Consider the following 18,065-nt stretch of genomic DNA (forward strand, 5'->3'; position numbering starts at 1 on the left):
TCCCCCTGGCGGGGGAGGGTGCGCTAGATCAGCCAAGCCGAATTCAGTCGACATCTTGTTCCCCTCTCGCTCGCGGGAGGGGAACAGCGGCAACACCCGCGATCACCTCTGCCCTTGGCGAGGGGAGCGCTACCTATCCCCGCCGTGGCCCGCCGAACTTCGTCTTGGTCTGCTTGCCATACCGCGTCTTCCGCGTGCCGGGCTTGCCTTCGTTCGACCGCCCCATCACCGGCGCCTTGCGCTCGCTCTCCGGAAGCCCGAGTTCCTCCGCCTCGAGTGCGCGGATCTCGTCGCGCAGGCGGCCGGCTTCCTCGAACTCGAGGTTGGCGGCGGCGTCGCGCATCTTCTTCTCGAGCTCCTCGATATAGCCGCGCAGATTGTGGCCGACCATGTGCGGGCGATCGGCGTCGATCTCCACCGTCACCTGGTCCTTGCTCGACACATGCGCGATGATGTCGCCGATATTCTTCTTGACCGTCTCCGGCGTAATCCCGTGTTCAAGGTTGTACGCCATCTGCTTCTCGCGACGACGGCCGGTCTCGGCGAGCGCGCGCTCCATGCTGCCGGTCATGCGATCGGCATAGAGGATCACCCGCCCCTCGACGTTTCGCGCGGCACGGCCGATCGTCTGGATCAGCGAGGTCTCGGAGCGCAGAAAGCCTTCCTTGTCGGCGTCGAGGATCGCGACCAGTCCGCATTCGGGAATGTCGAGCCCCTCGCGCAGCAGGTTGATGCCGATCAGCACGTCGTACACGCCCATGCGCAGGTCGCGGATCAGCTCGATGCGCTCCAGCGTCTCGGTATCCGAGTGCATGTAGCGGACCTTGACGCCCGCCTCGTGCATATACTCGGTCAGGTCCTCGGCCATGCGCTTGGTGAGCGTGGTCACCAGCGTGCGATAGCCCTTGGCGGCCGTCGCCTTGCACTCCTGGATCAGGTCCTGCACCTGCTCCTCGACCGGCCGGATCTCCACCGGCGGGTCGATCAGCCCGGTGGGGCGGATCACCTGCTCGACGAACACGCCGCCGGTGCGCTCCATTTCCCAGTCGCCGGGCGTTGCCGAGACATAGGTGGTCTGCGGCCGCATCGCGTCCCATTCGTTGAAGCGTAAGGGCCTGTTGTCGATCGCGCTCGGCAGGCGGAAGCCGTATTCGGCAAGGGTGAGCTTGCGCTTGTGGTCGCCGCGCGACATGCCGTTGATCTGGCCGATCGTCTGGTGGCTTTCGTCGACGAACAGCAGCGCGTTCTCGGGCAGATATTCGAACAAAGTGGGCGGCGGTTCGCCCGGCAGGCGGCCGGTGAGGAAGCGGCTGTAATTCTCGATGCCCGCGCAGGAGCCGGTCGCCGCGATCATCTCCAGGTCGAAGTTCGTCCGCTGCTCCAGCCGCTGCAGTTCCAGCAGCTTGCCCTCGATCTCCAGTTCCTTGAGCCGCTCGGTGAGTTCGTGGCGGATCGCCTCCATCGCCTGCTTCAGCGTCGGCCCCGGCGTCACATAGTGGCTGTTGGCATAGACGCGGACATAGTCGAGGCTCGCCACCTTCTTGCCGGTGAGCGGATCGAACTCGACGATCTCCTCGATCTCGTCGCCGAAGAAGCTGATCCGCCAGGCGGTATCCTCATAGTGCGACGGAAACAGCTCCAGATTGTCGCCGCGCACGCGGAAGGCGCCGCGCCCGAAGGCGGCGTCGTTGCGCTTGTACTGGAGCGCCACCAGCTTGCGGATGATCTCGCGCTGGTCGACCACCTGGCCCTTCTTCAGGTCGAAGATCATCGCGGAGTAAGTCTCGACCGAGCCGATACCGTAGAGGCACGACACCGAGGCGACGATGATCACGTCGTCGCGCTCCAGCAGCGATCGGGTCGCGGCGTGGCGCATCCGGTCGATCGCCTCGTTGATCGAGCTTTCCTTCTCGATATAGGTGTCCGAGCGCGGCACATAGGCCTCGGGCTGATAGTAATCGTAATAGCTGACGAAATATTCGACCGCATTCTCGGGAAAGAAGTTCTTGAACTCGCCATAGAGCTGCGCGGCGAGGATCTTGTTCGGCGCCAGGATCAGCGCGGGGCGCTGCAGCTCCTCGATCACCTTGGCCATGGTGTAGGTCTTGCCCGATCCGGTGACGCCGAGCAGCACCTGGTCGCGCTCGCCGGCCCGCGCCTGCTCGACCAGTTCCGGAATCGCGAAGCGCTGGTCCCCCGAGGGCTGGTATTCGGAGACGAGCTTGAACGCCTTGCCGCCCTCCGCCTTTTCGGGGCGCTGCGGACGGTGGGGGATGAAGGCCTGGCCCGTCTCGGGCTCGGCAAGGTTGGTCCGGATCTGGATCGCCATGGCCGGAATATGGGGTGCGGGGCGCCGTCTGAAAAGCGGCCTTTCGATCAGGAACTTGGGCGATCAGGGTGTTGGGCGGTAGGCGATGCGCCACATCGCCAGGCCGATCCCGCCCGCGAGCAGCGTCACCGCCGCGGCCTGGGCGAGCTTGAACGCCAGCCCCAGCAGCCAGCTGCGCGTATCGATCGGTGCCAGGCTGAACATGCCGCCGCCGTTTTGCGCGCCGACGAACAGGCCGAGCCCAAGCAGCCCCGTCACTGCCGCGGCGTAGCGGCCGCGGCGCAACTCGATCGCGTGCAGCAGCAACCAGATCGGGCCGCCTACTGCCGCGAGCGCGATGCCGGCGAGCAGCGTCCCGATGGCCCAGCCGGCCAGCAGTGCCATCGGTGCACGCTGCCCCGCCGCGATCAGCAGCAGGAGGATCAGCAGGCCGCTAAGCCCGCTTCCGGCGACCAGCGCCTTGCCGATGCCCGCCGCGCTCGTTGCGTAGTGGCGCCCTGCGCCGTTCTTGTCGTACATGCGTCCCCGTCCCCGCCCTTCTCTTAGGAACGGTTGCGAAGCGTCTCAAGCTTAGCGGAACTGGTCGAACCGCCCCTCCGCGCGGCAGCGCGCGATTCCGGCGTCGCTCGGCGATACGGGCGGTGTACCGATCGCCGGTATGTCGAAGCTCTGCCCGATGGCGTGATCCGTGAAGCGGCCGGAGTCGGTCCCGCCACAGCGCAGCATCGCCGCCAGCATGTCGGGCGGGGTGCGATAGGATTCCCAGGAAAGCCGGAAGGTGCCCCAATGGATCGGCAGTGCCCAGGGCCGACCCAGCCCCTCCCAGACCCGAATCGCGTCGCGCGGGCCGATATGCGCATCCGCCGCCATCTGGCCGGGCTTGAAGCGGAAGGCGCCGATCGGGATCGCGGCGAACCGCACTGGCCCCAGCGCGGCGGCTTCGGCGGGCCACTTCCCGTCACCCCAGCCGGTGTCGCCCGCGAAGAACAGATTGCCCCCGGGCAGCGTCACCACGAAGCTGGACCACAAGGCGCGATTGCGATCGGCGAACCAGCGGCTGCTCCAGTGATGGTTGCGGGTCACGACGACACTGATGCCGGGCCGCAACACCAGCCGCTGCCCCCAGTCGAGTCCCCGCGCCGGCACGCCCGCCTGGCCGATCACGCTGTCGTTGCCCAGGCCGGTGACGATCACCGGCCGGTCGCGCTGCCAAATTCTCTTCAACGTCGCGAGGTCGAGATGGTCATAATGGTTGTGACTGACGACGATCAGGTCGATCTTGGGCAGGTCGACCAGCCGCACACCAGGCGCAGCTACCCGCTTCGGCCCGATGCCGAACGGCCCCGCCACGTCGCTCCATACCGGATCGGTGAGAATGTTGAGCCCCTGAGTCTGGATCAGCACGCTGGCATGGCCGATCCAGGTGACCTTCATCGTTTGCCCGCCCACGCGCGCCGGGGGGCGGCCCCGGGCCACGGCAATGCTGGTCGGCCATAGCGGCTGCTGTGTGGCGCTGGCGACCCGGTGCGCGAGGAACACGAAAGCGAGCGCCGGGGCGGGCGCCGTCTCGCCATCGGGATTCGCGAAGCGCTGCCCGTCGAAATGCCCGGTCTCGACGCCGCGATAATAGATGCGGTCGAGGAAGGGCGGAACGAGCGTGAGGAACAAGCAGAGCGCTACCACGATCCAGAGCAATGCGGCGATCAACCAGCGCGCGAACGTCCTTGCCTTTGCCATACCGTCCCTCTCGCAATCGCGTTGCCGCAGATCAAGACTGTCTACCGGTGCATTGACCCGAAGACTTGTTGTATATACACAACGAATCGAACTGTAGGGCCGATAGTTCCATGGTCATTCACAATCGTATTGCACTGTTTCGTGCCGAAGGCGGCCTGAGCCGCCGCGCGCTTGCCGAGGCAGTGGAGGTCAACCCGCAGACGATCGGCTACCTCGAACGTGGCGACTACAAGCCCAGCCTCGAACTTGCGATGCGCATCGCTCGGGTTTTCGGCGTGCCGGTGGAGCTGATTTTTTCCTTCGAACCCTTCGAACCCGTGGCTGACGCGCTGCAGCGCGCCGGAATCCACGCTCAGGAGAGAGAGGCATGACCAATCGCTTTATTGCAACGCTGGACGACCTTTCCCGCCGCACCGGCATCCCCGCGCTTGCCGAAGGCGCACCGCGCCGCCGCCTGCTGCGCTGGACGCCAGTGGTAGCGCTGGCGCTGGCGATACCCGAGCTTGGGATCGAGTTCCTTTCGACGGCGCGGCCGGCGTATCTCGGGCACGCCCTGCTGACATGCAGCTTCGTGATCGCCACCTTTTGCCCGCTATTCGGCCCGCTGAAGCCCTGGGGCACCACGGAAAATGTCGACGAGTGGGACCGCGATCTGCGCCGTCGCGCTTTCCTCGTCGGCTTCGCCGCCATGGGCTTCGCAGGACTGGCGCTGTTCTGCGGCATCACCGCAGCCGCCGCGCTAAGCAACTGGTCGGCGTCGGACATGAGCTTCCGGGCGATGGGCTGCACCTTCTTCCTGATGCCCCTCTATGGCGCCGTCCCCACGCTCTACGCCAGCTGGGCGACGCGCCCGCTCGACGCGGCCGAGGAGGAGGCTTGATCGCGCAGGCCCCCTTCCCCTAGCTGCGGGCATGACGCTGCCCCTTACGCCCGAAGACGCCGCCGCCGAGCTCAAACGCCTCGCCACGGAGATCGCGCACCACAACCGCCGCTATCACGATGCAGACGCGCCGGAGATCAGCGACGCGGACTTCGACGCACTCGTCCGCCGCAACGCCGAACTCGAAGCCGCCTTCCCCGACCTCGTCCGCGCCGATTCGCCGTCCCGCCAGGTGGGGGCCACGCCGTCGGGCCCGCTCGCCAAGGTAGCGCATGCGCGGCAGATGTTCAGCCTCGACAACGGCTTTGCCGACGAGGACGTCGCCGATTTCCTCGGCCGCGTGCGCCGCTTCCTCAAGCTGGCCGACGATGCGCCCGTCGAACTCACCGCCGAGCCCAAGATCGACGGCCTCTCCTGCTCGCTGCGCTACGAGGACGGCGTGCTGGTGCAGGCCCTCACCCGCGGCGACGGCCGGATCGGCGAGGACGTGACCCCCAATGTCCGCACCATTGCCGACATCCCTCATCGCATCGAAGGCGCGCCGCCGGTCTGCGAGGTGCGCGGCGAAGTCTATATGGCCAAGGCTGACTTTGCGGCGCTCAACGCGCGGCTGCTGCTCGAAGCCGAGGAGACCGGCAAGGAAGCGCGCCAGTTCGCCAATCCGCGCAACGCCGCTGCCGGCTCGCTGCGCCAGAAAGATGCCGCCGTCACCGCGACGCGGCCGCTGCGCTTCCTCGCCTGGGGCTGGGGCGAGCTGAGCGAACCGCTCGCCGACAAGCAATATGAAGCGATCGACCGTATCCGCGCCTGGGGGTTCCCGGTCTCCGACCTGTTCGTCCGCGCGCCCACGCTCGAGGACGCGCTCGCCCAGTATCGCGCGATCGAGACACGCCGCGCCGACCTGCCGTTCGATATCGACGGCGTGGTCTACAAGGTCGACCGGCTCGATTGGCAGGAGCGGCTGGGATATGTCGGCCGCGCCCCGCGCTGGGGCCTTGCACATAAGTTTCCGGCCGAGCGCGCGCAGACCACGCTCCAGGCAATCGACATTCAGGTTGGCCGTACTGGCAAGCTGACGCCGGTCGCCCGGCTCGAGCCGGTGACGGTGGGCGGCGTCGTCGTCAGCAACGCGACGCTCCACAATGCCGACGAGATCGCCCGCCTCGGCGTCCGCCCCGGCGACCGCGTGGTGCTCCAGCGCGCCGGCGACGTGATCCCGCAGATCGTCGAGAACCTGACGCGCGACGAACCGCGCGCCGACTGGCATTTCCCCACCCATTGCCCGATCTGCCAGTCCGAGGCCGTTGCCGAGGAAGGCGAAGTCGACGTCCGCTGCACCGGTGGGCTGATCTGCCCGGCGCAGCGACTCGAGCGGCTGAAGCATTTCGTCAGCCGGGGTGGGCTCGATATCGACGGGCTGGGCGAGAAGACGCTGATCGAGCTGCTCGACCTGGGCTGGATCGCCGAACCTGCCGATATCTTCCGCCTCACCCGTTACCGGGACGACCTGCTCGGCCGCGAAGGCTGGCAGGAAAAGTCGGTCGACGGGCTGCTTGCCGCGATTGAGGCGAAACGCGCGCCCGACGCGGCAAGGCTCCTGTTTGGCCTCGGCATCCGCCATATCGGGGCGATCACCGCGCGCGATCTGCTCAAGCGCTATGTCACCCTGCCTGCGCTGGAAGCACTCGCCGACGAGCTGATCGCCCTGCGCGATGCCACCCTGCCCCAGCTCGGCGAAACCGAAGCCAAGCATAGCACAAGGCTCGACAAGGCGATCGCGGAACGTATCGGCGTAGAGAATGTCGGTGCCGCTGTTGGCCATGCATTGGCAGACTTCTTCCACGAACCGCATAACCGCGCCGTCTGGCAGGACCTTCTGCGAGAAGTATCGCCGCCGCCTTTCGTCGTGGAATCACGCGCCTCGGAGGTCACGGGCAAGACGCTGGTGTTCACCGGCACACTGGAGGCGCTCAGCCGTGACGAGGCCAAGGCCCAGGCAGAGCGCCTTGGCGCGCGCGTCGCCGGCTCGGTATCGGCGAAGACGGACTTGGTCATTGCCGGCCCGGGGGCGGGCTCAAAGTTAAAAAAAGCAGCGGATCTGGAAATCCGGGTCATCACCGAGAGCGATTGGCTGGCAATTGTAAGCGCTTCCGAGTGATGCCTTTTTGCAACGCACCATAGTGGAACGTTACGCAAGGATTGACTGTCACAATTCCGCAATCAAAGCCAAGCAGGGGGCAGCCAGACAGATGGCGCGAAAAGTGCCACGACTGGTAGCCACAGGCTAAAAAAGGGAACTCTCGATGCGAATGCACTTTCTTGCAGGCGTGGCTGCGGCCGCGCTGGTTCTTCCGGTTGCCGCACACGCACAGGAAACCACCTCGACCATCCGCGGCACCGTGACCGCCAACGGCGCCCCCGTCGCCGATGCGACGCTGGTCGCCACGCACGTCCCGTCGGGTACGCGTTCGCAGAGCAAGGCCGACTCGCAGGGCAACTTCACCTTCTCGGGTCTGCGCACCGGCGGCCCCTACACCGTTGAAGTGACGAGTGGTTCGGGTAGCAAGACTGTCACCGACATATTCACCCTCGCCGGTCAGCCGTTCGAGCTGCCGGTCGAAGTTGCCGACGCCAGCGGCGGTGCTGAGCTCGTCGTGACCGCCCGCTCGGTGAGCGGCGCAGGTTCGCGTGCCACCGGCCCGACGACCACCCTGACCGCCGAAGACATCTCGAAGGTCGCCTCGGTCAACCGCGACATCCGCGACCTGATGCGCCGCGACCCCTTCGCCACGCTCGACACCAGCTCGTCGAACGGCCGCCAGGTGTCGTTCGCCGGCCAGAACCCGCGCTTCAATCGCTTCACCATCGACGGCGTGCCGATCACGGACAGCTTCGGCCTCAACCCGGACGCGCTGCCGTCGCGCCGCGGCCCCGTGCCGCTCGACGCCATCGGCCAGTTCGAAGTCAAGGTCGCCCCGTACGACATCCGCGAAGGCTTCTTCCAGGGCGGCGTGGTCAACGCGATCCTGAAGTCGGGCACCAACGAGTTCCACGGCACCGGCTTCTACAGCTACAACAGCGATGACCTGACCGGCCACCGCACCAAGCCGTACATCAAGAACACCAGCGGCCGCATCGTGCAGCCGAACTTCACCTCGAAGGACTTCGGCGCCGAGCTGTCGGGCCCGATCATCAAGGACAAGCTGTTCTTCATGGTCGCCGCCGAGCGCGTCCGTGCCGGCCTCCCGGTCACCTACGGCCCCGCCGACGACAACGCCGGCAGCCCGGTCCCCGGCCTGACCTCGAGCGTCGTCAAGCTCATCCAGGACGGCGCACAGAGGCTCTACGGCTACAACGCCGGCGGCATCCTCCGGAACAATGGCGACAAGGACGACCGCGTCGTCGCCAAGATCGACGCCAACATCTCGGACACCCAGCGCCTGGCGCTGACCGGCATCTACACCAAGGACGAGCTGATCGTCCCGACGACCACCAGCACCACCTCGCTGGGCCTGGAGTCGAACGCCTACACCAAGCCGAACGAGACCTATGCCGGTGTCGCGCAGCTGAACTCGGAGTGGAGCAGCCAGTTCTCCACCGAAATCCGCGCGCTCTACAAGAAGTACAACAGCGGCCAGTTCCCGCTGATGGGCCGCGCCGCGCAGTTCAGCATCTGCACCGCGCCGGTTTCGGATCGCAGCAACAACGGCACCAGCGTCACCACCAACGCCAGCACGGTTTGCCCGGCCAACACCCCGCAGGTCATCATCGGCCCCGGCGGTCCCAGCCAGTCGAACATCCTGAAGGTCGAAACCTGGGGCGGTTCGTTCCTCGGCCGCCTGCGTGCCGGTTCGCACACCTTCCGCATGCTGGCCGAATATCAGCACACGAAGAACTACAACCTCTTCGTGAACCCGTCGGCGGGCACCTATTATTTCGACTCGCTGCTCGACTTCGCGAACCGCAACGCCCAGTCGTTCAGCTACAACAACGCCGGCAGCCTGAACCCGAACGATGCGGCGGCCAAGTTCTCGTACGACACCTACACCTTCGGCGTGCAGGACAACTGGGCAGCGACGCCCGACCTGAACCTGACGCTGGGCGTGCGTTACGATCTGTTCGGCGGGCATACGCGCCCGGCGGCCAACCCGGTCTTCTCGAACCGCTACGGCTTCTCGAACAGCAGCTTCGTCAGCGGCCGCGGCCTGCTGCAGCCGCGCTTCGGCTTCGACTACACGCCGATCAACCACGTCTCCGTCCGCGGCGGCGTGGCGATCTTCGGCGGTGGTTCGCCGGACGTCTATATCGGCAACTCGTTCTCGAACACGGGCGTGCTCAACACCTCGATTTCGGCGCGTCAGACCGATGGCGGCATCTACCAGCTGAACAACATCACCAATCCGGCCGCGCAGTCGATCCTGCAGAACGTCAACATCAACGCCATCCCGGCGGCGGCGAACACCGCGCTGCAGACCGCGGCGGCCGGCCTGACCTCGAACCCCAACACGCTGACCACGCTCAACGCGCTGGATCCGAACTTCAAGCTCCCGTCGCAGCTGCGCGCCACGCTTTCCGTCAACTATGACGGCCCGCTGGGTGCACTGGGCGAAGGCTGGAACTTCGGCGTCGACGGCCTGTACTCGAAGGTTCGCAACCAGGTGATCGTGACCGACATCCGTTCGCGCCAGAACGGCACGACCACCCCGGATGGCCGCCCGCGCTATGCGAGCATCATCACCGCGAATCCGACCGACACCAACGGCGACTATCTGCTCACCAACACCGACAAGGGCCGCAGCCTGATCGGCGTGGTGCACTTCCAGAAGAACTTCGACTTCGGCCTGACCGTGGGCGGCAGCTACACCTACCAGTGGGTGAAGGATGCCGGCGGCCTGACCTCGTCGATCGCCTCGTCGATCTACAACAACGGCGCCTATTTCGATCCGAACTTCGGCGGCTATGGCCACTCGAACGATGAGGTCCGCAGCGCGTTCAAGTACAACGTGTCGTTCGACCACGCGTTCTTCGGCGACTACAAGACCCGGATCGACCTGTTCGGCGAAACCCGCAGCGGCTCGCCGTTCAGCTACACCTTCCAGGAAGCCAATGGCCGCGGCCAGCCGGGCAACGTGTTCGGCACCGTCGGCAACAACAACCGCTACCTGTTCTACGTGCCGCAGGTGAACGACACCCGCGTCATCTATGCCGACCAGGCGACGCAGACGGCAGTGGAATCGCTGATCGCCTCGAGCGGGCTGAAGAACTATCGCGGCCAGATCGCGCCGCGTAACGGCTTTCGTTCGAAGTGGTTCACCAAGGTCGACCTGCACATCGAGCAGGAAGTCCCGGCGTTCCTCGGTTCGCGCGTTTCGGTGTTCGCCGACATCGAGAACTTCACGAACCTGATCAACCCGCGCTGGGGCCAGCAGCTCCGTACCGCCTTCCCCTACTACAAGTCGGTAGTGCGGGTGGCCTGCGTGGCGAACGGCACCAATCCGTGCGGCCAGTATCTCTACTCGCAGCCGACGTCGTCGCAGAACCTTGCCGACGACCTGATCACCGCGAACGGTTCGTCGCTCTACGCGATCCGCGTCGGCGCCCGCTTCAGCTTCTAAGCGGCACGATCAACCTTTCGGAATGCCGGGTGCGCCACACGCACCCGGCATTTTTTTTGCCCCCTCGCCATCACGATGGTACAGGCGCAGCGTGGCAAAGACTTCCCTTCCGCAGACGCGCGCCAGGACCTTCGGCCTGTCCAAGCCGGATCTGTTTTCGCGTCCCTTTTTCGAAGACAAGGGGCGGGCCTTCTGGATTCTCCAGGCGACCGGCTGGAGCGGCTATCTGCTGCTGCGCTCCGTATCGTCGATCTCGAACGGTTTTTCGGTCGAAGGACTGATCAAGGCGATCATCGAGGCGATCGTCGGCTATTGCCTGACGCTGCTGCTCTCGGCGCTCTACGGCTTCTATCGCCGCCTGCCGCGCATCCCGGCGGTGCTGCTGACCCTGGCGACGCTGGGTGCGGCGACGCTGGTCTATGCGGTGCTGGAAGCCTTCACCTACTCCTTCACCGCGGCCGAGCCGGGCATCACCTTCGCCCGGGTGATCGGCTACAGCTTCCTTACCTTCACGGTGCTGGCGGGCTGGTCGGCGCTCTATTTCGGGATCAATTTCTACCTGATCGTCGAGCAGCAGATCGACCAGATGCAGATCCTGGAGAACCAGGCGTCCAGCGCCCAGCTGGCGATGCTGCGCTACCAGCTGAACCCGCATTTCCTGTTCAACACGCTCAACTCGATCTCGACGCTGGTACTGCTGAAGCAGACCGAACGGGCCAACATCATGCTGTCCCGCCTCTCCTCCTTCCTGCGCTACACGCTGGCCAACGAGCCGACCGCGCACGTCACGCTGGCGCAGGAGATCGAGACGCTGAAGCTCTATCTCGAGATCGAGAAGATGCGTTTCGACGAGCGGCTGCGGATGCATTTCGATCTCGATCCGCGCGTCGCCAAGGGCCGGCTGCCGTCGCTGCTGCTCCAGCCCCTGGTCGAAAACGCGATCAAATATGCCGTCAGCACGCAGGAGGATGGCGCCGACATCATCGTTTCGGCTCGGCTCACCGGCGATAGGGTGCAGATCGCCGTGTCCGATACGGGTCCGGGATTGATCGAAGCGCGTCCCAGGCCGACGCTTTCGACTGGCGTGGGGCTCGCCAATATCCGGGAGCGGTTGGCACAGGCCTTCGGGCCTGACCATCGTTTCGAGACGCGAACGAAACCCGGGGAAGGTTTCAGCGTTGAGATCGAAATACCGTTCCAGCTTGAGGAACCGAACCGAGAGGCCGCATGACCATCCGTACCATCCTCGTAGACGACGAATCCCTGGCGATTCAGGGACTCGAGCTCCGGCTCCAGGAGCATGAGGATGTCGAAATCATCGACAAATGCTCCAATGGCCGCGAAGCCATCCGATCGATCAAGACGCACAAGCCGGACCTCGTCTTCCTCGACATCCAGATGCCTGGGTTCGACGGGTTCTCGGTGATCCAGGGCCTGATGGAAGTCGAACCGCCGCTGTTCGTCTTCGTCACCGCCTATTCCGACCACGCCATCCGTGCCTTCGAGGCACAGGCGGTGGACTATCTGATGAAGCCGGTGGAGCCTTCGCGGCTGGCCGACACGCTCGACCGCGTCCGCCAGCGCCTCGCCGAAAAGCGCGGCGTGGAGGAAGTGGAGAAGCTGAAGGAAGTGCTCGCCGAAGTGGCGCCGGATGCGGTGGACGACATCGCCACCGGCGACGGCACCGAGCCGGCCTCCAACCGCTTCGAGAAGCTGATCAACATCAAGGATCGCGGCCAGATCTTCCGCGTCGACGTCGACACGATCGAGCGGATCGACGCGGCCGGCGACTATATGTGCATCTATACCGGCGACAACACGCTGATCCTGCGCGAGACGATGAAGGATCTGGAGAAGCGGCTCGATCCGCGCCGCTTCCAGCGCGTGCACCGCTCGACGATCGTCAATCTGGATCTCGTGCGCCAGGTGAAGCCGCACACCAATGGCGAGTGCTTCCTGGTGCTCGATTCGGGCGCGCAGGTGAAGGTCTCGCGCTCCTATCGCGACGTGGTGGCGCGCTTCGTCCACTGAGGACGGCTCGCCGGAACCGACGAAAAAGGCCTCGCCCGATCGGACGAGGCCTTTTTCATGCCCGCAGCCCCCCCGCCGCCATCGGCAAGCGGGGTTGCGCGGAAGGCGGTCAGAACCCGGCCGAGAGCGTCACGAAAAATTGGCGCGGTGCGATCGGATAGACCGAATAGCTGTTGGTCGCCGAGCCCACCGAGATGGTCGACCAGCCGCCCACGTCCGCCAGGTTGGTGACGTTGAGGCTGAGCTCCGCCTTCTTCAGCCGCACCAGTTCCGACGGCAGCTTGGCGGCGACGCGCAGCGAGGTGAGGAAGTAGGACTTCACGCTGGTGTCGTTGGCATAGGTCGCATAGCGGCGGCCGACATAGTCGCCGGTCACCTGCGCCTCGAACGCGCCGAGCGACAGCGTCGCGACCGACTTGTTCATCCATTTCGGCGAGCCCGGCACCTGCTTGCCGCAGGTCGGCACGACGCCGCCGGCCACCACGCCGCCGCCGACGCACCCCGGCACCGCCGCGCCGATGCCGGTCGCGGTGGAGCTGTAGTCGCTCTGGTAGGTCGAGCTGTTGTACGACGTCGCATTGTAGAGCGACAGCATGCGGCCGAAGTGCAGGGTGAAGGCGGCGTCGACACCGTCGGTGTGCACGCTGCCAACGTTTACCAGGATCGAGGTGCCGCCCGCGATCGCGCCGCCGGCAATGCCGCCCGGATTGGTGCTGATCGCCAGCAATCGGTTGCTGAAGGTGACGTGATAATAGTTCACCTGCGCGTCGAGCCCGCTCAGGATCCCGTCGAAGCTGCGATGCGTGCGCGCGCCGGCTTCGTAGGTCCAGCTGGTCTCCGGCTTGCCCTGCTGGGCGAAGCTGTTGAACGCCGACTGGCTGCCGGTGAACCAGGGCGACAGCGAACCGCCGCCCAGATAGGCCATATACTGGTGCAGGTTCTTCTGGACGTTGAAGTAGAGCTGCTCATGGCCGTTGAGGTCATAGGTCGCGCCGACCGAGGGCAGGAACCAGTTCTTGGTGTTGATCCGGCCGCTCGGCAGATTGCCGGTCAGGCCCGAGAGCGAGCCCGCCTTGGGCTGCACCGGGAACCAGCCGTTCGCCCATTGGGCGCTGGTCTTGACGCCGGCCTCGACGCGCAGCTTCTCGTTGACCTTCCACGCGTCCTGCACATGGAGCTGCAGCACGTTGACGCGCGCCTCGCCCTGATACTGGGTGAACAGCGGGTTGGACGGGCGGATATAGGGCGTGCTGGCGTTCGGGTTGTTGACGTCGAAGCCGTACCAGCGGCGCCACTGGGTGGCGCTGTTGTGCTCGAACCAGGCGCCGAGCTGGATCTGGTGCGCGCCGAGATCGAGGTCGAGGTTGGAGATGCCGCCTTCGCGATCGATGCGATATTCCGTCGTGCGGGTCACCAGACCCGAGCCGCCGGTCGCCGCGACCAGCGCCGCCGAGGCATTGGCGTTCGTCCCGTATTTGGGGCCGGTGGCGTAGTTGGGATCGAGATAGGCCTGGATCACCGTGATCGACTGGCCGAGCGGCCCGGCGACGACGCCGACGCCGTCGTTATGGTGGTAATAGCCGGTGTTGGACCAGGTGATCCGGTCGCCCAGCTTGGCGTCGTAGCGCGCATAGGTCAGATAGTCGGTGCGCTGGGCATCCGAATAATAGTTGCGATAGTTGCCGCCCTGCGTCGACGGCGTGTTGCCGAAGGCGTCCATATAGGCACGCATGCCGGCGAGATCGGGATAATAGAAGGGACGCGTGCCCGGCGTGTAGAGCTGCGCGGGACTCGCGGTCTTGCCCGGGGAGGGCTTGAAGAAGCTGGTCGCGTCCTCGTTCGGCTCGGTCTTGTCCGAATAGTCGAAGAAGACGGTCAGCTTGCCCGCGGCATTGTCATGGACGAACTTGGCGTTGGCCTGCCAGCCGCCCTGGATGCCGTTGAAGTCCCAGGCGCGGGCGCGCTGGCGGACGCCGGACACATAGGCGCTGTTCTCGCCGCCCGGGCCGAACGCGCCGCTGTCGAGCCGCAGATAGGTGCGCGAGGTGCCGTAGCTGCCCACCGTCTGGTTGATCGTGCCGCCCAGCGCCTTGGCCGGATCGGCCGAGAAGGTCTCGACCGTACCGCCGAGGTTGCTGGTGGAGGCGGTGCCGAGATCGCCCGCGCCGGTGGTCACCACCACGCGGCCGACATTCTCCGAGATCACCGCGCGCTGCGGCGACAGGCCGTTATAGTTGCCGTAGCTCTGGTCGCCCAGGGGCACCCCGTCCATCGTGTAGCCGAGCTGCTGGAAATTGAAGCCGTGGATGAAGATCTGAGCGTTCTGCTCATTGTTCCCCCACGGATCGGCCGTGATGTAGAGCACGCCGGGCAGCGTCTGGATCGCCTTGAGCGGCGAGACGCCCGGCAGGATCTTCTGGATTTCCTCGGAGGACAGCGCCGTGGCCGAACGCGTCGTCTTGGCGGTGACGACGATGTTGCCGGCGGTATCCGTGTCGCTGCCGCCGGCATTGTCGTCGGCAGCGGCGATGGTGCTGCTTTCCTGTGCCTGTACGGGCATCGCGGCGGCGACCGTGAGGAAGGCGGCGACGGAAACCGTCGCGCGGAGAGCATGGTGGAACTTCATTCTGCGACCCCCCAGGTCTGATGGTGCGGTAAGGAGATGAGGGGCCGCTAGGGACGCGATGTTTCAGTTCGGAGGCGTTTCGATAAAACTGGCGTGACGTTGCCTTTTTGCTTCGACGGGTTAGGCGCAGCCGTTCAGACGCCGCCGGGCTCGTCCAGCCCCTGCCGGCTCCGCGCGACCGGGGCATGGCGGGGGCCGAGCCAATGGCCGGCCAGCAGCACCGGCTCCAGCACGGCCATGCCGATCAGTACCGCGATCAGCCGCTCGACGCCCGGCAGCACATCGCCATCGGCATAGCTGTCCGGTACCAGCATCACGAGCACGGCAAGCGTGAACTGGGTACCGACATAGCGATAGCTGTGGGGCCCGTTCTCGATCGTGCGCCCGATCGCCACGCCTATCGCGGTGCCCGCGATCAGCACCGGCGCATGTCCCTGCGCGAGCAGCAGGCACACCGCCGACATCGCCGCGCCGGCCAGACAGCCGACGAACCGCTGCGCCAGCCGCACGCTGACCGGCACCAGACCGCTCGCGCCGAGGCCATGGACAGGCACCAGCATCACCGCCATCACGCCCACAGCGCTTTGCGCCAGCGCCGGAAGCGCGAACGCATGCGCAACACCGATCAGCAGCGCCAGCGCGATCCCCGCCTGCAAGGCGTGCCGAAACGCGGCAGGGTGCCAGAAGGCGATCACGGGCGGCGGTGTGGGCGGCGCCGGCCAGCGCCGTCGCAAGGTCAGCGTCGAGACGATGCTGACGGTTGCGCAGGCGAGCGTGCCTGCCACGGTCTCCAGGATTCGGGTAAGGACGAACTGATCCAGCGCGATCGTCGGGGCCTCGATCTTGTCCAGCAGTACCATCGCGAAGGTGAGGCCGAAGAACAGCCAGGCATAGGCGCGGCGTGCCGTGAGCGCGCGATAGAGGCTCAGCGTGCCCACCGCCATCATCGCGATGGCGCTGCCCATCCAGCTGGTCGTGACGAGCGGCGCCAGTCCCAGCGCGAGCAGCCCGCCCGCGACGGTGCCGACGATCCGCAGCAGGCCGCGGAGCACCGTTTCGCTGGCATGGCCGCGCATGACCATATAGCCGGCGAACGCCGCCCAGGCGACGTTGTCGCCGCCGATCGCATGCGCCACCAGGATCGCCAGCAGCACGGAGACCACGCACTCGCCGACATCGACGGCGCGCGGGCTGATCCGCGCGATCAGGGCGTTCCAGCTGGCCGCGAGATGATTCATCTCACCCGAACAGCTCGGTGAGGAAAGTGGTCATCGCCTGCCAGCTGCGACGGTCCGCCCTGGGCTCGAAGGCGACCTTGGGGTTGTCGCCGCCCTTGCGGCTGACATCGGTGAAGGCATGGCCGGCATGGCCATAGGCGTGGAGCTGCCAATCGGCACCGGCGTCGGTCAGCTCCTGCGCCAGCGCGACCGTCGCCTCGGGCGGGGCGATCGGGTCTTCCCAGCCATGGCAGACCAGCAGCTTCGCGGTGATCGGGGACACATTGGCATAGTCGGGCCGATCATAGACGCCGTGGAACGAGACGCCGCCGAGGATCGGCAGCCCGGCGCGCGCCATGTCCAGCACGCACTTGCCGCCGAAGCAGAAGCCGATCGCCGCCATGCGGGCGCCGTCCGCCTGTGCTAGGCTGGCGAGCGCTTCCAGCGATGCTTCCAGCCGGGCGCGGAGCAGTCCGCGATCGGCGTTCAGCTCGGCCATGTAGCGGCCCATCTCCGGATCGCCGAGCGTCGTGCGCTTGCCCTGCCCGTACACGTCCGCGACCAGCGCGACATAGCCGAGCGCCGCCAGCGCATCGGCCTTCACATTGTCCTCTTCCTTCTGGCCGAGGATGTTGGGCAGCACCAGCACCGCCGGGCGCTTGCCCGAAACCGCATCGTCCCATGCCGCCACGCCCTCGAACGGACCGCCGGGGCCGTCATAGACCAGCGTCTGCCGAACCAATGCCATGCGTATCGTCTCCTGCGCTTGTCCCTGTCGGCCCTTTCGCTAAGGACGGCGACGCGCAGTTACAAGGAGAACGCCCATGCCCACCCTCGTCCTGATCCGCCACGGCCAGTCGGCCTGGAACCTGGAGAACCGCTTCACCGGCTGGTGGGACGTCGACCTGACCGAGCAGGGCGCGCGCGAGGCGACCGCCGCCGGCACGCTGATGAAGGAGAAGGGCCTCGACTTCGACCAGTGCTTCACCAGCTTCCAGAGCCGCGCGATCAAGACGCTGCACCTGGCGCTGGAGGCGATGGACCGGCTGTGGCTGCCGGAAGAGAAGGACTGGCGCCTCAACGAGCGCCATTATGGCGGCCTGACCGGGCTCGACAAGGCGGAGACCGCGGCCAAGCACGGCGACGCCCAGGTCAAGATCTGGCGCCGCAGCTTCGACGTGCCGCCGCCGCTCCCCGAGGCAGGCTCGCCCTGGGACCTGACCAAGGACCCACGCTATGCCGGCATCCCGATCCCGCAGACCGAGAGCCTGAAGGACACGATCGCCCGCGTACTGCCCTATTGGGAGCAGCGGATCGCCCCCGAGCTCAAGGCGGGCAAGCGCGTGCTGATCGCCGCCCACGGCAACTCGCTGCGCGCGCTGGTCAAGCATTTGTCGGGCATCCCGGACGACGAGATCGTCAGCCTGGAAATCCCGACCGGCCAGCCGATCGTGTATCAGCTGGATGGGGACCTGAAGGAAATCGAGCGCTATTATCTGAGCGAGCGGTAAGAGTGGCGAAATAGCCCCTCCCCTTCAGGGGAGGGGTTGGGGTGGGGCAGTGTCTCACCGAGACCAACGCACGTTCTGGAATCCCTCCACCCCAACCCCTCCTCCCAGGAGTAGGGGCT

At 66.0% G+C, this 18,065-nt stretch carries 13 protein-coding genes; 7 read left to right on the forward strand and 6 right to left on the reverse strand.

Going from position 1 to position 18,065, the window contains the following annotated elements; genetic code table 11:
- Positions 1-133 precede the first annotated feature (133 nt).
- The 3 genes from uvrB to A7X12_RS03855 form a co-directional block, all read right to left on the reverse strand.
- Complete coding sequence (gene uvrB / locus A7X12_RS03845; protein WP_064310329.1) at positions 134-2,329, reverse strand: excinuclease ABC subunit UvrB; 2,196 nt, start codon at positions 2,327-2,329, stop codon at positions 134-136.
- 63 nt (positions 2,330-2,392) lie between these two features.
- Positions 2,393-2,848 carry a hypothetical protein gene (locus tag A7X12_RS03850; RefSeq protein ID WP_064310330.1) on the reverse strand — a complete coding sequence of 152 codons (456 nt, stop codon included), beginning with the start codon at positions 2,846-2,848 and terminating at the stop codon, positions 2,393-2,395.
- Between the two features lie 51 nt (positions 2,849-2,899).
- Positions 2,900-4,066 carry an MBL fold metallo-hydrolase gene (locus A7X12_RS03855; RefSeq protein ID WP_064310331.1) on the reverse strand — a complete coding sequence of 389 codons (1,167 nt, stop codon included), beginning with the start codon at positions 4,064-4,066 and terminating at the stop codon, positions 2,900-2,902.
- Between the two features lie 110 nt (positions 4,067-4,176).
- Between A7X12_RS03855 and A7X12_RS03860 the strand changes: the two genes are divergently transcribed.
- The 6 genes from A7X12_RS03860 to A7X12_RS03885 all read left to right on the forward strand — a co-directional run bounded on the left by A7X12_RS03860 (position 4,177) and on the right by A7X12_RS03885 (position 12,592).
- Complete coding sequence (locus A7X12_RS03860; RefSeq protein ID WP_064310332.1) at positions 4,177-4,437, forward strand: helix-turn-helix transcriptional regulator; 261 nt, start codon at positions 4,177-4,179, stop codon at positions 4,435-4,437.
- Positions 4,434-4,946, forward strand: coding sequence for a hypothetical protein (locus A7X12_RS03865; RefSeq protein WP_064310333.1), 513 nt, complete (start codon positions 4,434-4,436; stop codon positions 4,944-4,946). Before A7X12_RS03860 ends, A7X12_RS03865 begins: the two co-directional genes overlap by 4 nt.
- Positions 4,947-4,977: 31 nt before the next feature.
- Positions 4,978-7,104 (forward strand): NAD-dependent DNA ligase LigA, encoded by a 2,127-nt coding sequence (ligA, locus tag A7X12_RS03870; protein ID WP_064310334.1) that lies wholly within the window; start codon positions 4,978-4,980, stop codon positions 7,102-7,104.
- Between the two features lie 151 nt (positions 7,105-7,255).
- A complete protein-coding gene (locus tag A7X12_RS03875) occupies positions 7,256-10,561 on the forward strand; it encodes a TonB-dependent receptor (RefSeq protein WP_232318350.1) in 3,306 nt (1,101 codons plus the stop codon).
- A 91-nt stretch (positions 10,562-10,652) separates the two neighbouring features.
- Positions 10,653-11,792 (forward strand): sensor histidine kinase, encoded by a 1,140-nt coding sequence (locus A7X12_RS03880; protein WP_198161874.1) that lies wholly within the window; start codon positions 10,653-10,655, stop codon positions 11,790-11,792.
- On the forward strand, positions 11,789-12,592 hold the full coding sequence (locus A7X12_RS03885; protein WP_064310336.1) for a LytR/AlgR family response regulator transcription factor: 804 nt from the start codon (positions 11,789-11,791) through the stop codon (positions 12,590-12,592). The genes A7X12_RS03880 and A7X12_RS03885 overlap by 4 nt, the downstream gene beginning before the upstream one ends.
- A 109-nt stretch (positions 12,593-12,701) precedes the next feature.
- On the opposite strand, the gene A7X12_RS03890 is transcribed toward A7X12_RS03885, so the two are convergent.
- The 3 genes from A7X12_RS03890 to A7X12_RS03900 all read right to left on the reverse strand — a co-directional run bounded on the left by A7X12_RS03890 (position 12,702) and on the right by A7X12_RS03900 (position 17,183).
- Complete coding sequence (locus tag A7X12_RS03890; RefSeq protein WP_064310337.1) at positions 12,702-15,218, reverse strand: TonB-dependent receptor; 2,517 nt, start codon at positions 15,216-15,218, stop codon at positions 12,702-12,704.
- A 134-nt stretch (positions 15,219-15,352) separates the two neighbouring features.
- Positions 15,353-16,456, reverse strand: a complete 1,104-nt coding sequence (locus A7X12_RS03895; RefSeq protein ID WP_064310338.1) for an FUSC family protein — start codon at positions 16,454-16,456, stop codon at positions 15,353-15,355.
- A gap of 1 nt (position 16,457) precedes the next feature.
- Entirely contained in the window at positions 16,458-17,183 is a 726-nt protein-coding gene (locus tag A7X12_RS03900; RefSeq protein WP_064310339.1) for a dienelactone hydrolase family protein, read from the reverse strand.
- A gap of 76 nt (positions 17,184-17,259) precedes the next feature.
- Between A7X12_RS03900 and gpmA the strand changes: the two genes are divergently transcribed.
- Positions 17,260-17,946 (forward strand): 2,3-diphosphoglycerate-dependent phosphoglycerate mutase, encoded by a 687-nt coding sequence (gene gpmA / locus A7X12_RS03905; protein ID WP_064310340.1) that lies wholly within the window; start codon positions 17,260-17,262, stop codon positions 17,944-17,946.
- The last annotated feature ends 119 nt before the right edge of the window (positions 17,947-18,065 follow it).

Origin of the sequence: Sphingomonas sp. TDK1 (genome assembly GCF_001650735.1) — a bacterium.
Lineage (GTDB): Bacteria > Pseudomonadota > Alphaproteobacteria > Sphingomonadales > Sphingomonadaceae > Sphingomonas.

Excerpts from the sequence above, each read along its gene's own strand:
- uvrB (WP_064310329.1), bottom strand. The coding sequence starts at position 2,329 with ATGGCGATCCAGATCCGGACCAACCTTGCCGAGCCCGAGACGGGCCAG.
- A7X12_RS03850 (WP_064310330.1), bottom strand. The coding sequence starts at position 2,848 with ATGTACGACAAGAACGGCGCAGGGCGCCACTACGCAACGAGCGCGGCG.
- A7X12_RS03855 (WP_064310331.1), bottom strand. The coding sequence starts at position 4,066 with ATGGCAAAGGCAAGGACGTTCGCGCGCTGGTTGATCGCCGCATTGCTC.
- A7X12_RS03860 (WP_064310332.1), top strand. The coding sequence starts at position 4,177 with ATGGTCATTCACAATCGTATTGCACTGTTTCGTGCCGAAGGCGGCCTG.
- A7X12_RS03865 (WP_064310333.1), top strand. The coding sequence starts at position 4,434 with ATGACCAATCGCTTTATTGCAACGCTGGACGACCTTTCCCGCCGCACC.
- ligA (WP_064310334.1), top strand. The coding sequence starts at position 4,978 with ATGACGCTGCCCCTTACGCCCGAAGACGCCGCCGCCGAGCTCAAACGC.
- A7X12_RS03875 (WP_232318350.1), top strand. The coding sequence starts at position 7,256 with ATGCACTTTCTTGCAGGCGTGGCTGCGGCCGCGCTGGTTCTTCCGGTT.
- A7X12_RS03885 (WP_064310336.1), top strand. The coding sequence starts at position 11,789 with ATGACCATCCGTACCATCCTCGTAGACGACGAATCCCTGGCGATTCAG.
- A7X12_RS03890 (WP_064310337.1), bottom strand. The coding sequence starts at position 15,218 with ATGAAGTTCCACCATGCTCTCCGCGCGACGGTTTCCGTCGCCGCCTTC.
- A7X12_RS03895 (WP_064310338.1), bottom strand. The coding sequence starts at position 16,456 with ATGAATCATCTCGCGGCCAGCTGGAACGCCCTGATCGCGCGGATCAGC.
- A7X12_RS03900 (WP_064310339.1), bottom strand. The coding sequence starts at position 17,183 with ATGGCATTGGTTCGGCAGACGCTGGTCTATGACGGCCCCGGCGGTCCG.
- gpmA (WP_064310340.1), top strand. The coding sequence starts at position 17,260 with ATGCCCACCCTCGTCCTGATCCGCCACGGCCAGTCGGCCTGGAACCTG.